This window comes from Singulisphaera photorubra, from assembly GCF_045290345.1.
Lineage (GTDB): Bacteria > Planctomycetota > Planctomycetia > Isosphaerales > Isosphaeraceae > Singulisphaera.
Genome location: NZ_CP155447.1, coordinates 580,468 through 595,190, shown reverse-complemented (window position 1 = coordinate 595,190; position 14,723 = coordinate 580,468). Strand labels below are relative to the sequence as shown.

At 65.2% G+C, this 14,723-nt stretch carries 9 protein-coding genes; 5 read left to right on the top strand and 4 right to left on the bottom strand.

The features are described 5' to 3' along the window. Positions 1-101 precede the first annotated feature (101 nt). Positions 102-1,649: a sugar ABC transporter ATP-binding protein gene (locus V5E97_RS02165; RefSeq protein ID WP_406697645.1), complete on the bottom strand. Its 1,548-nt coding sequence runs from the start codon at positions 1,647-1,649 to the stop codon at positions 102-104. 217 nt (positions 1,650-1,866) lie between these two features. Between V5E97_RS02165 and V5E97_RS02160 the strand changes: the two genes are divergently transcribed. Then, positions 1,867-2,286, top strand: a complete 420-nt coding sequence (locus V5E97_RS02160) for a transposase (RefSeq protein WP_406697644.1) — start codon at positions 1,867-1,869, stop codon at positions 2,284-2,286. Positions 2,287-2,308: 22 nt separating this feature from the next. Here V5E97_RS02160 and V5E97_RS02155 read toward each other — a convergent pair whose 3' ends face one another. The 3 genes from V5E97_RS02155 to V5E97_RS02145 form a co-directional block, all read right to left on the bottom strand. Beyond that, the gene (locus V5E97_RS02155; RefSeq protein WP_406697643.1) at positions 2,309-3,265 is read right to left on the bottom strand and encodes an NAD-dependent epimerase/dehydratase family protein; all 957 of its coding nucleotides are present in this window, start codon (positions 3,263-3,265) and stop codon (positions 2,309-2,311) included. Between the two features lie 61 nt (positions 3,266-3,326). Further along, the gene (locus tag V5E97_RS02150) at positions 3,327-4,460 is read right to left on the bottom strand and encodes a glycoside hydrolase family 88 protein (RefSeq protein WP_406697642.1); all 1,134 of its coding nucleotides are present in this window, start codon (positions 4,458-4,460) and stop codon (positions 3,327-3,329) included. Positions 4,461-4,642: 182 nt separating this feature from the next. Continuing rightward, the gene (locus V5E97_RS02145; protein ID WP_406697641.1) at positions 4,643-4,831 is read right to left on the bottom strand and encodes a hypothetical protein; all 189 of its coding nucleotides are present in this window, start codon (positions 4,829-4,831) and stop codon (positions 4,643-4,645) included. 835 nt (positions 4,832-5,666) lie between these two features. On the opposite strand from V5E97_RS02145, the gene V5E97_RS02140 reads away from it, so the two are divergent. The 4 genes from V5E97_RS02140 (at position 5,667) to V5E97_RS02125 (ending at position 14,446) form a co-directional block, all read left to right on the top strand. Next, on the top strand, positions 5,667-6,233 hold the full coding sequence (locus tag V5E97_RS02140) for an RNA polymerase sigma factor (RefSeq protein ID WP_406697640.1): 567 nt from the start codon (positions 5,667-5,669) through the stop codon (positions 6,231-6,233). 222 nt (positions 6,234-6,455) lie between these two features. Continuing rightward, on the top strand, positions 6,456-8,807 hold the full coding sequence (locus tag V5E97_RS02135; protein ID WP_406697639.1) for a protein kinase domain-containing protein: 2,352 nt from the start codon (positions 6,456-6,458) through the stop codon (positions 8,805-8,807). Position 8,808: 1 nt separating this feature from the next. Then, positions 8,809-9,885: a hypothetical protein gene (locus V5E97_RS02130; protein ID WP_406697638.1), complete on the top strand. Its 1,077-nt coding sequence runs from the start codon at positions 8,809-8,811 to the stop codon at positions 9,883-9,885. Further along, positions 9,869-14,446, top strand: a complete 4,578-nt coding sequence (locus V5E97_RS02125) for a CsgG/HfaB family protein (RefSeq protein ID WP_406697636.1) — start codon at positions 9,869-9,871, stop codon at positions 14,444-14,446. Before V5E97_RS02130 ends, V5E97_RS02125 begins: the two co-directional genes overlap by 17 nt. The last annotated feature ends 277 nt before the right edge of the window (positions 14,447-14,723 follow it).

The following is a 14,723-nucleotide window of genomic DNA, read 5'->3' as shown; positions in this document are numbered from 1 at the left end:
CTGGGAGTGTTGTTTCGTTTGGATGACTGGTCCGGGAGCGACGTGACTTGCCTGGGGGATAACTCATCCCACGAGTCGTGTCACGGAGTGGGCTCCTCCGCTCACGACGCCTTCGCCGCGCGGTCGAGGAACTGGGTCGCGGCGTGCATGATCGTCTCCTCGGTGGCCTCGGCGCGGGGCAGTTCGGCGGTGAGCCGGCCCTCGCAGAGGACGAGGATCCGGTCGGAGACCGCCAACAATTCGGGGAGCTCGCTCGAGGTCATGATGATCGCCATCCCTTCGGCGACCAGGCGGCGGATCAAGGCGTAGATCTCGGCCTTGGCGCCGACGTCGATGCCACGAGTCGGCTCGTCGAGGAGCAAGACCTTGGGACCGATCAGGAGCCAGCGGGCCAGGATGCATTTCTGCTGGTTGCCGCCCGAGAGGCTCGTGACGGCCGCCCCTCCTCCATCGGTCTTGATCGCGAGTTGCCGGATCGAGTCGGTCACCGCGCGGGCCTCGGCGCGGCGGTCGATCAGGCCTCCGCGGGTCAGTGAGTCCAGGTGTCGAATCGTGATGTTCTCGGCCACGGTCATCCGGTCAAAGAGGCCGAGCGTTTTGCGGTCCTCGGTCACCAGGGCGATTCCGGCGGCGATCGCCTGGCCTGGGTCGCGGAACCGGACCGGTTTGCCTTCGAGCCGGATCGTGCCGCCGGGGGCGGCCAGGCTGGCGCCGAAGAGGGCCTCGAGCAGTTCGGTCCGGCCGGCTCCGAGCAGGCCGGCGATCCCGAGGACCTCGCCAGATCGGACCGCGAAGTTGATGTTCGCGAGCGCGGGTCGACCGCTGCCGGGGGGACTGTCCAGGGAGAGACCGTCAACCTGGAGCAGGGCCTCGCCGGTGACGGCCTTGTGTTCGAATTGGAGTTCGGCAATCTCGCGGCCGACCATCCAGCGGACCACCTGTTCGGGGCCGGTCTGCGAGCGGGACGAATCGGCCACGAACCGGCCGTCGCGGAGCACGGTGACATGGTCGGACAGGGTGAAGATCTCGTTCATCTTGTGCGAGATGTAGAGCACGGTCGTGCCGTGCTTGCGCAGGTCATCGATCACGCGGAAGAGGCGGGCGACTTCGGCGTCGGAGAGGGCGGAGGTCGGTTCGTCCATGATCAGGACGGCCGCGTCGAAGACCAGGGCCTTGGCGATCTCGACCATCTGCTGGTCGCCGATCCGGAGGTCACCGACCCGGGTTCGGGGGGAGATGGGCGTGCCCAGCCGGTCGAACAGACGCCTCGCTTCCGCCTCCATGGCGCGATTGTCGAGCCAGCCTGGTCCGTGTGTCTTCTCGCGGCCAAGGAAGATGTTGGCGGCCACGGTCATCTGCGGAACGAGGTTGAGCTCCTGGTAGATGATCCGGATCCCCGCATCCTCGGCGGCGCGCGGCCCTGAGAAGGTGACTGCCTGCCCGTTCATCTCGATCTGGCCGTTGTAGTCGGTAATCGCGCCGGCGAGGATCTTCATGAGCGTGCTTTTGCCCGCCCCGTTCTCGCCGCAGAGGGAGTGAACTTCGCCGGCACGGGCGGTGAACGTCACGTCGCGAAGCGCGTGCACACCTCCAAAGTTCTTGCTGATCTGCCGCATCCGGAGCCGGACGGATTCTTCGGGAGCGCTCATGACGATTTCGTCCGTCGAGGGAGTCTCGGTGCCTGCCGAGTTGTGACCGGGGAGGGTTTCATCCTAAGCGCCGGCCTCGTGGCGCGGAAGAGAGGAGCCGCCTCCTTCGTTTCACCGCCGGCCACCCTGGTTTTCGGTGTGTTCGGGCGTTTGCGGGTGTATCATGAGGCCCAATGAGTCGGTGCGCACTTCCCTTGAATCAACGAGGTCCACGGCCGTGCACCAGCAGCAGTCGGAGATCACCTATATCGTGGCCTATCGCTGCCCGAACTGCCAGGCTGCGCTCGAGGCGAGGAGTAGCGAGGCGCAAACCTGGCTCCGCTGTCCGAAGTGCGGGCGGGCGAGTCTGCCGCCGGAACTCGTGAGGACGCCTCATGTCGACCCGATTTTGCCGGGCGACGACGTCCTGGTGATCGGCCCCGCGGCTCACGCCGCTGGCCTGGATTCCGGCGAACCGAGGCCGTCCCCAGCCTACTCGGGCGCCGTTCGCCGGGTTCTGCTGGTGGTCGGCATTCTCGCGGCGTTCATGATGCTCATGACGTCGTTCGTCGAACGAGACTTCATGAACGTGGCGATCTACGGGGTGGTCGCGATCGTGCTGCTCGTGATCATGGGCTTCACGGGGGCGCGGCGCTGAGCGGCCTGCCCTTGGGCCTGGATCATGATTCCGGCTGCCCGGCGTAGGCATCATCCTCGGGGTGGTATTCGAGCCACTCGATCGCCTCGCTCAGGTCCCAGCGCATCCCTCGGTTCTTCGACATGCCGTTGGCCACCAGGAAGTCGCGTTCCTCGACGTCCGACTCCACGGCTCCCTCGAAGAGACGCACCAGATCGCCATTGGAGAGCCACAAGCCACGTGACCAGTCGTCCGGCAGAGACTCGGGCCGGTTCTCTCCTGGCTGGACCCAGCCGAGCCGAAGTGCAATGAACGTCATGTCGAACGAGCTCGCCAGGCTCCGGCCGAGCCGTTCACCCATGAGCTTGGTCGCTCCGTAGGGCCCGTCGGGGCGGGGCGGAAGCGCCACGTCGATCGGCTTATCGTCGAGGTCGCGATAGCCCCCCATCACATGATTCGAGCTGGCGAAGATCACGCGATCGACGCCCGCCAGGGCCGACGCATGGAGCACGTTGGCGAGCGCGTCGAGGTTGGGCCCGACCAGGTCTTCCCACGAGGCGGAATCGTTGGGGTTGGCCGCCAGGTGGATCACCGTGTCGACCCCATGGAAGTGGGTGATCCAGTCTTCGTCAAGCTCGGACAGGTCGGCCACGATGACGTCGGGGTCGTCCGGGTCGGCCGCGTTGTCGATCAAGACCAGGTCGTAGTGCTCGTGCCAGGCGGCCCGGAGCTTCCGCCCGATGTTGCCCGACGCGCCGGTGATCAGAACGGTGCGCGGACCTTCCTCCATGTCCTCGTCGTCGAACTCGTCGAGCGCTTCCTCCGGGTTATAGATCGGCAAGCTGGGCAAGGCGTCCGCACCATTGAGGCGTTTCTCCTCATCCGGGTTGGCGGAGTCGTCGAGGTTCATGGCTGGAGCTTTCAAGAAGAGCGTGAGGCGGTCCATCGCGAATTCGATCAACCAGCCGAGAGGCGTCGCCGCCCTCAGACGATACCGCATGAGGGCGAGGAACACCAGGAGACCCGACGGCCGAGACCTGGGCGTGGGGGCTCCCGGCCCGTCAGACCGGCTTGCGGATTCCGAGGACCTTGGCCACCGCTTCAAGGAAGAAGTAGTCGCCCCACATCACCGACTCGTCGACGCCCAGCTTCTTATGGAAATGATAGACACCGTGCATGAGCACCCCTTCCCAGCCGGGCGTGTTCCAGGCGAGGTAACGGTCGGTGCAGAGGGTGTCGAGGATCGTCAGGCTGGCGTTGCGGTAGCGACGGGCACGGTCGGGATCGCTCGTGAGCTCGGCCAGATTCCAGAGCCCTGAGGCCGCGATCGCGCCGGCCGAGCTGTCGTCGATCCGGTCGGGGCCGGGGGGAACGTCGAAGTCCCAGGGGGGAACCAGTCCGTCAGGACAGCGCTCGATGAAGTGGTCGGCATTGCGCTCGGCGACGGCGAGGTCGACCTTGTTTTTCGTGTAGCTGAAGACGGTGCCGAAGCCGTAGAGCGACCAGGCCAGCCCCCGGGTCCAATCGGAGTCGCCCCGCAGCCCCTGATGCGTGGTTTGGCGGAGGAATTCGCCGGTCGCGAGATCAAAAATTCCCTCGTGTGCAGTGCCGCCGTCGGGACGGACGAGGGTCTGTTCACTGGTCCGGCAGTGGTAGACGGCCAGGTCATACAACGCGTCGTCGTTCGTCTCTTTCGCGGCGTAGAACATGATCGGCACGTTCATCATGATGTCGATGAACAGGCTCTCGGGCGCGACGAATGAGCGGAGGTACTTCCCTTTGGGGTTGAACCGAAGCGCCAGGGTCTGCCCCGCCTGGATCAGCACCTTGTTGAACGCCTGGTCTCCGGTGTGCCGGTACCAGGGCAGGTACGTATTCATGAAGATGAAGCCGAGGTCGTGGACGTCGCGGTCGTGCTGCTTGTGCTCGATGAGCCGCGAGTAGTGTTCGGCCTGGGATCGCCACCAGGGGTCGCCGTCGCGTTCCGCGAGCAGCCACATCATGCCGGCGTGGAACCCCGCGCACCAATCAGTCCAGAGCTCGCCCGCGTGCTTCCAGCGCCCCTCGACGGTGTAGATCGGGAAGTAGTCGGGGGTTCGTTCGATCGTCGCCCGGACCTGGCGGCCCGCGAAGTCATAAGCCCGCTCCAGACGGGGCTTGAGGTCGGCCAGGTCGATCTCACGAGGTTCGGCCACGGTTCGTTGCTCCTTCAAAACACCGCAAGTTTTTGAAAAGAGCGCCGACTATACCTCACCGGTCCATTTCAGCCGAGCCTTTTGGGACGCCGCGGGCCTCCCGCCTCGGAACCGGTGCGCCACCAGCCAAGGCGTTCCTGCACCGGTTCCAACCCGGACTCGCGGGGCCGTCAGACCCTTGCTCATGAGGTGAGCCCACTGTCCTCCCCCGCGGGCAGGGCCTTCCGTCGGAGGATCGACAGCGCAAGAAAGGCGATGGAGAGGACCACCAGTCGGATGGTGCACTTTCGAGGGTCGGTCTCGCCCTGGGCAAGGGTGGTGAGCAGGGCCAGGAAGACTCCGATCTCGCAGCCGACGATCGAGCCGATCATGGTCCAACTCCCCCAGGAGTTTGGCGCGATCCGGAACGGTTCGCTTTCGTGTCGGCTCGATGCGATGGGATCTCGTGAGATGACCGCGATGTCATGATTTTCTGATCCGGCAGCCCTGCCGATTCTGCGGAATTTATGTTTGGCAAGGGACGCAAGGTGCGGAGACATATCCAGCTCCAAAGCCTTGATCAGCGGGGAGAGTGGACTGTGTTCGGCAATAGTCTTATAGGAGATTTTAGATATATTATAGATCAGCGGTTAGCGGTCGTCCAGCCCTTGGAACACTGGAAAAGCGGAGAATTTTTGGTTTTTTTGCCGGTTTTTTGGCTTGAATGTGGGCGGAACAAGCGGGCAGGGAAGACTTTGGCGATGAGGGAAAATGTAGCGAAGGTATCATTCGTTGATCGGTCGCGGACGCGGCACCGCGCAATCAGGTGATTCAGACGGCGAGGTCGAGCGATTCCCGAGCAGAGGCTCGTCGGGAACGCCATGCCCTGGTGGCTGGGGTTCAAGACTTGATCACCAACCACTCGAGTGCGAGTTTGAGCCGAGAATCTCGATAGATTTCCGGCCGTGCGACTGCCAATCAACCCGGTGCGGGAGCCGCGAGAATCCTCGGTGCTTTCGCTCGGTCGTGGATCGTTGTTTGTCTTTTCTTTTTCTCCGGCCAACCCCAGGGACGTTGCCGTACGAACTGGCGATCTTGACGAAGTGTGGATGTGTGGCCACGGCCCGAGGAACATCCTGATTGGAGCGACTTGTTTAAATAGAGCGAAAGTGAGGCTATGCTGTGGAGAGACGAGATCCCCGCTCACCCCCAGCCCTGCGACGGAACATGCACACGACCCCGGTCAGCCTGCTCGAGCGACTTCGCCGGCCCGAGGAGCAGGAGGCGTGGGGACGTTGCGTCGAGCTCTACACCCCGCTGATTTATTACTGGGCGCGGCGTGCGGGGTCGTCGGTCCCGGAGGCCGCCGACCTGGCTCAGGACGTCTTCGTCGTCCTCATTCAGAAGTTGCCCGAGTTTCGCTATGACCGAGGGGGAACCTTCCGGGGCTGGCTCCGCACGATCACGCTCAACAAGTGGCGTGAGTTGCATCGCCGTCGCGTCCTGCCGGCCCGGCGGGATGACGACCCCCGGTTGGAAGAGCTGGTCGTACCCGATCCGACCGAGTCGTTCGACGAGGCCGAGTATCGCAACCAGTTGGTCGGTCGCGCCCTCCGGTTGATGCAGGCAGAATTTCAACCGACGACCTGGAAGGCGTGCTGGGAGCATGTCGTCTCGGGCCGCCCCGCAGCAGACGTGGCGCGTGAGCTGGCGATCTCGGTGGACTCCGTCTATGCCGCCAAGTCGCGCGTGCTCCGCCGGCTCCGAACCGAGCTGGACGGGCTCATCGACTGATTCTTGCGACGCCCGTGTCAGACAAATCCCCCTCGGCGCATAGTCTACCGGGGCGGAGAGCGAGTGCCTTCTTCTTGCGACCGTCCTTTGATCGGCGATCCCAGCAGTCAGGAGGGCCACTGCCATGGCAACACGGGCTTGTCCTTTCCTGGAAATCGATCGCCGACGTCCGGCTCACGCTCGCCCCTGCCACCGTTCGACCCCACGGAACCGAGGCCCGGCATGGTCTTCTCCACCGCTTGTCCAGTCCCCGAGGCCTTGCGCGATTTCCTGCTGGGAAAACTCCCTGAGAATGAGGCGGAGCCCGTCGGCCGCCATCTCTCGGTCTGCACCCGCTGTCTCGGGTTCGCCGGGCAGTTGCGAGACAACGACGCCTTGCTCGAGGCCGTTCGAGCCCAGTCGGCTCCCTTGGGTGCGGAGGAGGAGCAGGTCGGGGTTTTGATCCAACGGATTCGCGGTCTGCTCACGGTCTCGGGAGACTCCGGTTGTTCGATCGACCCGAGCTCGGCCTTCGAGCAGGACGACTTCCTCGCGCCGCCGGAAGGGCGGGACGAGATCGGGCGGCTTGGTCCCTATCGGATCTTGGGCCGCCTGGGCGCTGGCGGGATGGGGATCGTCTTCCACGCTGAAGAGATGGCGCTGCGGCGTCCGGTGGCCCTCAAGGTGATGCGGCCGGAGCTGGCTGCCGGCGAGTCGGCCCGGAGGAGGTTCCTCCGTGAGGCGCAGACGGCCGCCGCAATCGAGCACGATCACGTCGTCACGATTTTCCAGGTCGGTGAGGCCCGAGGGCTCCCCTACCTGGCGATGCCGCTCTATCAAGGGGAAACCCTCGGAGCACGCCTGAAACGGCAAGGTCGGCTTGCTCCGGCCGAGGTCGCCCGGATCGGCCGCGAGGTTGCCGAGGCGCTGGCCGCTGCGCACGCGAGAGGCCTGATCCATCGCGACCTCAAGCCTGACAACATCTGGCTCGAGAGCGGGCGTGACCGGGTCAAGGTGCTCGATTTTGGCCTGGCACGGTCGATCGTCGAACCAACGGACCTGACCCAGGAAGGGACGCTCATCGGCACCCCCGCCTACATGGCCCCGGAGCAGGCTGGCGGCGAATGGCTCGACCACCGCGCCGACCTGTTCAGTCTGGGCAGCGTGCTCTATGCCATGTGTACCGGCGTCCCTCCGTTCCATGGCCGGTCGAACCTGGCGACTGTGAGGCTCGTCTGCGATCAACCCGCCGCTCCGATCGCCAAGATCAACCCCCAGGTCCCTCTTGCCCTGATTGAGGTGATCGAGGCCTTGCACGCCAAGGACCCGGCCAACCGCATTCCGACGGCCACCATGGCCGTTGAACAACTGCGCCGTTGTGAGGAGTGGATCGCGGCGCCGACGCCCGCTCGCTCACCCCGGCTGACTGCGCAGCGCTGGGCGGTTGCGGCGAGCGTCGTGCTGTTGCTGGCCCTGGCGCTCGGCTGGGGGGAGGCCCGTGGTGTGTCCCACGTCGCCCGGCTTGTCTCGACCGTTTTTCAACAAAGCGGGGGGCCGCCTGCCGGTTCGGAAGTGGACACGACCCCGCGCGGAGGCCGGCAACTGGTTCAGGTCAGGCCGTCGGCCCCCACGACGCCCGAGCTGGCCCACCATCTCGAAGCGATCCCGCCCGACCAGGAACCTGCTCCGGCAACCGTGGACGTGATCCCGGCCGTGGCTCAAGAGGCATTGGCGTATACCGCCGCCATTCTCCCGTTCGAGCAGCGTGGGACCGACAGCAAACAACTCGGGTTACAGACGAGTGACATCCTTTTCGCCCATCTCGTGGCCAACCCCAGGCTCGTGCTCGTCGATCGCGCCGACCTGGCCAAGACACTCCAGGAACTGGAGCTGAACGCCTCGGGGATGGTCAAGCCGAGCGAGGCGACCCGGCTCGGCCAACTCACGGGGGCCAAGATTCTAATCACCGGCTCGGTGGTTCAGGTGGATAAGACGATCTACCTGATCGCCAAGGTGATCGGCACCGAGACCGGCCGTGTTCTCGGGGCATCGATCCAAGGGGTCGCGAGCGACGACCTCGGGCCTTTGGTCGAGAAAGTCGCGGAGAAAGTGGCCGCGCTGGTGCTTCAACAAGGGGGCGAGCTGGTCCCTCGCGTGGTCCCGCAGCGGGATCGGATCCACGCCCTGAAGCGCACGCTCTTACCCGGCAAGCGGCCTCTGGTCCAGGTATCCATCAGCGAGCGGCATGTGGGCCAGGCGACCATCGACCCGGCCGCCGAGACCGAGTTCACGCTCTTCTGCAAAGCGACCGGTTTCCCGGTGGTCGACCCGGGGGAGGGAGCGAAAGGTAAGGCGGACCTGCTCGTCACCGGCGAAGGGTTCAGCGAGTTTGCCGGGCGTCACGGCAACCTCGTCTCGGTCAAGGCCCGCGTCGAGATCAAGGCGGTCGAGCGCAAGACGGGGCGGGTCGTGGCCATCGACCGACAGACCAGTCGGGTCGTGGACCTCTCCGAGCAGGTCGCCGGCAAGTCCGCACTCCAGGAGGCCGCCGCGGCGATTGCCGAGCGAATGCTCCCCAAGCTCATGGAGCGCTGAGATGAAGAAGGCGTTCTTCATTCGGCTCGCGAGCCGTCGATCGAAACGAGAAACGGCGGCACGCTGGGTGGCTGGCCTCTTGACGCTCGTCGTCTTCGCCGGGGCCGATGCCGATGCCCCTCGGGTCGCGATCGCTCCACCTGCTGGCTCATCGAATGTCTTCGGCGGCGAGCCGGTTGAGTTTCCCTTTGTGGTCACCTCGGCTGAAGCGGTTCGCGGCCGCGCCGGGTGGGTGGTCTCGATCGATCGTCGGACGATCGCGCGGGGCGAGCAAGACCTGAGCGTCGACCCGGGCCGGCCGGCCCCGATCGTGATTCGCTGGGACGTTCCGCCAGCCCGCGACGGGATCGTGGTCGAGGCTCGCTTATCGGCCGTATTCGACGGCGTGACGCGCGACGTTCCGCTCTGGATTTTCCCTCGCGACCCGTTCGCCGGGCGTGTTCGCGGGCCAGGCATGCCCAAGCTCGTCCTCTTCGATCCCGAGCGAACGACGGCCCCGATCCTTGAGGGGATGGGACTCTCGTTTACCTCGGTGCGGGGGAGCGACGCGTTCGAAGGTTTGACCGACTGCGTGCTTGTGGTGGGTGAAGGGACATCGCTCGACGAGTTTCGAGGGTTGGCCGATCGGCTCGTCCAGACGGCCGAGCGTGGCCTGACCGTCCTCTGTCTCGCTCCCTCCGCGGCTCGTTTTCCCCTGCCGGGCGCCGAAGGGGTCAACGGGGCGAGACCGCCCTCGCTTTGCCTGAGAGGCCGCGAGGTGATCCGCCAACTCGACAAGCGGCTGGAGACGCGTTCGTGGCCTCCCGACGGCCGGGTGATTGCCAGCACGATCGCTCTGACGAGCGAGCGTGAGCGGGTTGTCGGGACGGTGTCGCCGGGCCCCGGTTCCGGGGGCTGGCCTTGGTTCGAGGCGGAATACCCTGAGAGTCGGGGTCGGTTGATTGTTTGCGGCTTCGCTATCGTTCGCCATTGGGAATCGGGGCCGACGCCTCGTTACTTGTTTGCCCGCATCCTCGAGTCGATCACGGAAAAAAATGAGGACTCCGCCCGGGAGATCTTGAATGCTCCACGACCGTAAGATTGAGCGATCGCGGGTGTCCGGCCCGCTCGTCGTGCTGCTTGGATTGACGCTGGTCGGTTTTGCATTGTTTATGACTGTCGGAGGTGGATGTGGGTCGTCTGAGCCGACGACCGCTCCCTCGACCACGACGATGCCGTCGGGTCGATTCGGCGAACTTCGTCGGATCGGGGGCCTGGATGACCCGGTGCTCGGCGTGGTCATGTTGCCCGACGGTCGCCACGCATTGTCGTGCGGGGGAAGAGATCGCGCGGAGGCCGACTTCACGATTCGGCTCTGGGACGTGGAGACGGGCAAAGAAATCCGTCGGTTTGCCGGTCATGAGAAAGAAGTGCGGGCGTTGGCGGTCTCGCCCGACGGCCTGAGGATGCTGACCGGCGGCCTGGACGGGACCGCCCGGATCTGGGACGTCGGGACCGGTCGGGAGCTGACGACCGATCACGAAGCCTCCGCAACGGTCCTGTGCGCGGCAATCTCCGCCGATGGTCGACTTGGGTTAACCGGCGGCTCGGGACCTGATCCGCTCGCCTTGTGGGATCTTGTCGAAGGCCGCCGGCTCAAGCGGTTCGGAGGTGAAGGTCAGGCGGCGATCGGCTGCGTGGCATTCTCGGCCGACGGCCGGCAGGCACTGACTGGGGCCGAGGATCAGGTGGTGCGGCTCTGGGACCTGGAGAAAGGGGAAGTGGTGCGCCGCTTCGAGGGGCACGAAGGGAGCGTCAGGGCTGTGGCCTTCTCGGCGGATGGTCGGTCGCTCTTCTCGGCGGGGGGAAAGAGCGTGCGGACCTGGGATCGGCTGAGTGGTCGGGAAACGCGGCGGGCGGTGGGGTTCGAACCGATCGACGCCGCGCAGTTCGCCCCTGACGGCCGACGCGCACTGCTGGCCTTCGGAAAGCTCCTCTGGCTTGTGGATCGCGAGAGCGGCGGCATGCTTGGTGCCCTCGAAGCACACGAGGCCATGGTCCACAGCCTGGCCTTCGCCGCCGATGGCCAGAAGGCGGTCTCCGGGGGGAGAGACCGAACCGTCCGCGTCTGGGAGCTGAGTGGCGCTCCGCCATCGGCCGACCGGACACTGGCCGTGCTCGACTTCGCCGACCTCGGACCTTCGATCGATCTGGCGGCCCTGCGCAAGGCGCTGACCGAGATGCTGGTGGGCAACCTCTCTCCCTACATGGGCCTGCGCGTGGTCGAGCGCAGCCGTGTCGAGCACGTCCTGGCGGAGAGCCAACTGGGTCAAGGGGGCCTGGTCGACGAGTCGACCGCCCAGCGGGCGGGGCGCGAGCTGGCGGCCGACCTGCTGCTTTCGGGAACGATCGCGGGGTCGGATGGCAACCTCACCGTGAAGGCGGTTTTGCGCCGGGTCGGCTCGGCGGCACCGCTGGCCGAATGGACCCTCCAGGCCCCTTCCTCGCGTTTTTTCGACCTGGGGAGAGATCTGTCCGGGAAAGTGAGCGCGACGCTCGGCCTGGAAGCCGTGGCTCACCGGCCCCCCCCTGCCCCTCAGCCGGGGGCTTCACCGACGGTCGCGGTACTTGGCTTCAAGGACCTGAGCCCGACGACTCGGCTCCGGGCAATGGAGAGTGGGTTCGCCGATATCCTCACGGCGAACCTCGGGGGCTTGAAGGACGTGACGACCGTGGAGCGGGAGAAGTTGGATGCTCTTCTCCGCGAGCAGAACCTCACGCTTTCGGGACTCGTCGACGCCGACGCCGCGCTGCGAGTGGGCCGGCTCCTCGGCGCCCAACGCTTGATCTATGGATCGTTCATCGAGATCGGCGAGGAGCTTCGGGTCGAATCGCGACTTGTCGACACGTCGACGGCCACGGTGCTCCAGACCGAGACGGCGCAAGGTAAGTCCTCGCAGTTCGCCGATCTTCTCGAGGACCTGGCGCTGCGGCTGGCACGCGACCTGGCGATCACTCCTCCCGCGGATGCGGCCCGGCTCGTTCGCGCGGCGACCCCCACGCGGAAACTCGAGGCGGCGGGCTATTACGCCAGCGGCGAAGAGGCGTTTCGCCAGGGGCGTTTCGCCGATTCGGCCGCGAGCTTCGAACGCGCCCTGCTGCTGGAGCCCGACAGCATGATGGCCCACTTCGGCCTGGGCCGCGGCCTGAACGGGACCCAGAATTATCCGAGGCTGATCGAGGTGGCCATCCGGGGTTCGCGCTTGTCGTTTACCCCCGAGCAGTGGTGGTACAAGGAGTCGTTCAACGCCTGGCTCAGCAACGCCTACTGGGGAACCCAGCAACATCAGAAGCTGGTCGACCAGTGCAAGAAATGGATCGCCGACGAGCCTCACGGCCGATGGGTCAACAACTACCGGATGCGGATCGCGTCGACCCTGACCCTCATGGGCCGGCACGAAGAGGCGATCGCGTTCATGAAACAGCTCATCGACGACGAGAAGGCCAAGGGGGATTCGTCGCTCTACGATCAGACCTTGAGGGACTGCTTTCTCACCCTCCGGCAGCACTGCCAGTCGTCGAACACCTCGTACCGCGACGCGGCCATGGCCATCGAGGTCTTCGAACTGATGCTCAAGTCCGTCGAGAAGAAGCGGACGCCCGAATGGGACGCGTGGGCGGGGAATTTCCTGCTGGCGATCGACCTCGCCTACAGCGCCCAACGCCGGGTGACCTCCACCGGTGTGAGCATCTGGGCCAAAGCGTTCCTCACTCCCGAACAACAAGTGGGCTACCTTCAGCGTATGCTTAAAACCTTCTCCGACCTGCCTTACATTCGCTGGCGGGTCCACGAGTCGATGGCCAAGCATCTCGAAGACCTGGAACGCTGGGCGGAAGCACGCGAGTCCTTCCTCTACATCGCCGCGCACGCTGAGGACTTCCCCGGCGGACGACTCCCCTGTCCCTACGACTCGGGGCACTGGGGCCGCACGCACTGGCTTCATAAAGTCATCAAGGCACGTGTTGAAGCAGCGGAAATTCTCCGGTACCGGATGAACGACATGCCCGGCGCGATCAAGGAGTACCGCGAGATCCTCCGCGACTATGGCCTGGGCCATCAAGAAGCGGTTCGCCTTGCCTGGGCGATCCAGGAGTACGCCCGGGAGCCGCTCGACATCCCCGCCAAGAGCGCACTGATCGTGGGGGGAGCGGCCGACGCGTACAAACAATGGAACAGCACGCTCAAGCCGAAGGGGTACACGGTCCATTCCTTCGACCTCGACTATCTGTCAGCGGCGGACCTCGCCCCGTATTCGCTGGTCATCCTGGTCCGACAGGGGGAGCTCGCCTGGTTTCCGACCGAGATCATGGCGTTCCGCTCTTACGTGGCCAAAGGGGGATCGCTTCTGGCCGTCGTCTCGCCGGGTTGGAAGCATGCCCAGCCCGGGCTTACGAACCCGATCCTCGCTCCCTTTGGGATTCACGCCCGCCCGGAGGGACTTCCCATGCGGGTTGAGAGCACCGAGCTGGCGCAGCACCCGATTACGGAGGGGATCACGAAGGTCACCTTCAAGTACGCGGTAGGGCTCGAGGCTCCCCCTGAGGCGTCGATCGTCAAGGCCGGCAAAGACACGATCATGGCCGCGCGGTCGTACGGCGAAGGCCGCGTCGTCGTGGCGACGATGGCCCCCTGGTTTCTCACCGGTTTCGCCAACATGGGGAAGTGGTGGGAGCGTTGCGAACTCTGGGCCAAAGGGGTTCCGGCCGACCAGTTCCCTCTGGAGGGAACCGATCGTCTCGAGATCCCGCTGCTCAACAACGCACTTGCCTGGCTCGGTGAGCCGATCGAAGGCCGAGGCCCCGTTCGCCGGCTCCCCGACGACTTCCTCAAGGCCTATCGGGCCGGGCTCGAAGTCCAGCTCCGGGCCCGCTCACGCGACGAGCTGCCCGCAATCCTCGACGCGTTCGTCGCCAATTCGGGGCCACACCGTGAAGAGGCGCTCTGGATGGCCGGCCAGGCACTCAAGCCGATGCAATGGTTCCATCGATGGACGGACTTGTATTACGGCTGGCCCTCGGACCTGGCGCCGTTGCGGCTCGACCCGCGCTACTTTGAGGAGCTTGTGAAATCCTATCCCCAGAGTGAGCTGCGTCCCTACGCCCAGTGGGAGATCGCCGAGTTTGCCCGCCTCAATCGCTACTACGACGCGGTCCGCGAGGGCCGTCTCTCGGCGGATGAGCCCGTCCCCGTCGAGGGTGTGAGCTCGCTCTTCGAGAAGGTCGACGCTCCCAAAGGTTCGTATCCCTGGGCGTGGGCAAAGATCCGGCTGGCGATGCTGGCCATCCAGGAGGGCCAGCCGGCTCGAGCGATCGAGCACGCCCAGCCCGTCACCGACATGATGGACCAAGGCCCCGAGAAGGTCCTCGCCCTCTTCCTGGCAGGCCTGGGCGCCGAGGACCTCGGGAATAACGAGGACGCCACCCGCTACTACGAATTCGTCAAAGCCGCCCCTCCCATGGTCTTCCCTGCCTCTCGCGACGACATCGCCTGGGCCCCGATGCGCCGGCCTTCCGACCGTCGCCGTTTCCACTACTGGAGACCTCAGACAACGGGGCTTGTGCAATCCTGGATCAATGGACTCAAGCCCGCCGGCCCCTGAGCCGTGCCCTCGACAGAGAACGGCTCGGAGCCAGCGGATCGAGGTAATAGAGCTTATGTCTATTGGTTTTGAACATTCAGTGGAATGGCCTGTAGTTTTGAACGACGACCCGCCATAGAGCGAGGAATCCCCCTCGTTCCCACGGTCCCCCGTGGGAATGCCGTCCCCGACGCTCCGCGTCGTCTGGACCTCGAAAGCTGAGGACGCAGCGCGTCCAAGACTTCATTCCCACGGGGGACCGTGGGAACGAGTAGCGAGTGGCTTCCTAAGCACGTGG

Excerpts from the sequence above, each read along its gene's own strand:
- V5E97_RS02135 (WP_406697639.1), top strand. The coding sequence starts at position 6,456 with ATGGTCTTCTCCACCGCTTGTCCAGTCCCCGAGGCCTTGCGCGATTTC.
- V5E97_RS02125 (WP_406697636.1), top strand. The coding sequence starts at position 9,869 with ATGCTCCACGACCGTAAGATTGAGCGATCGCGGGTGTCCGGCCCGCTC.
- V5E97_RS02165 (WP_406697645.1), bottom strand. The coding sequence starts at position 1,649 with ATGAGCGCTCCCGAAGAATCCGTCCGGCTCCGGATGCGGCAGATCAGC.
- V5E97_RS02155 (WP_406697643.1), bottom strand. The coding sequence starts at position 3,265 with ATGCGGTATCGTCTGAGGGCGGCGACGCCTCTCGGCTGGTTGATCGAA.
- V5E97_RS02140 (WP_406697640.1), top strand. The coding sequence starts at position 5,667 with ATGCACACGACCCCGGTCAGCCTGCTCGAGCGACTTCGCCGGCCCGAG.
- V5E97_RS02130 (WP_406697638.1), top strand. The coding sequence starts at position 8,809 with ATGAAGAAGGCGTTCTTCATTCGGCTCGCGAGCCGTCGATCGAAACGA.
- V5E97_RS02145 (WP_406697641.1), bottom strand. The coding sequence starts at position 4,831 with ATGATCGGCTCGATCGTCGGCTGCGAGATCGGAGTCTTCCTGGCCCTG.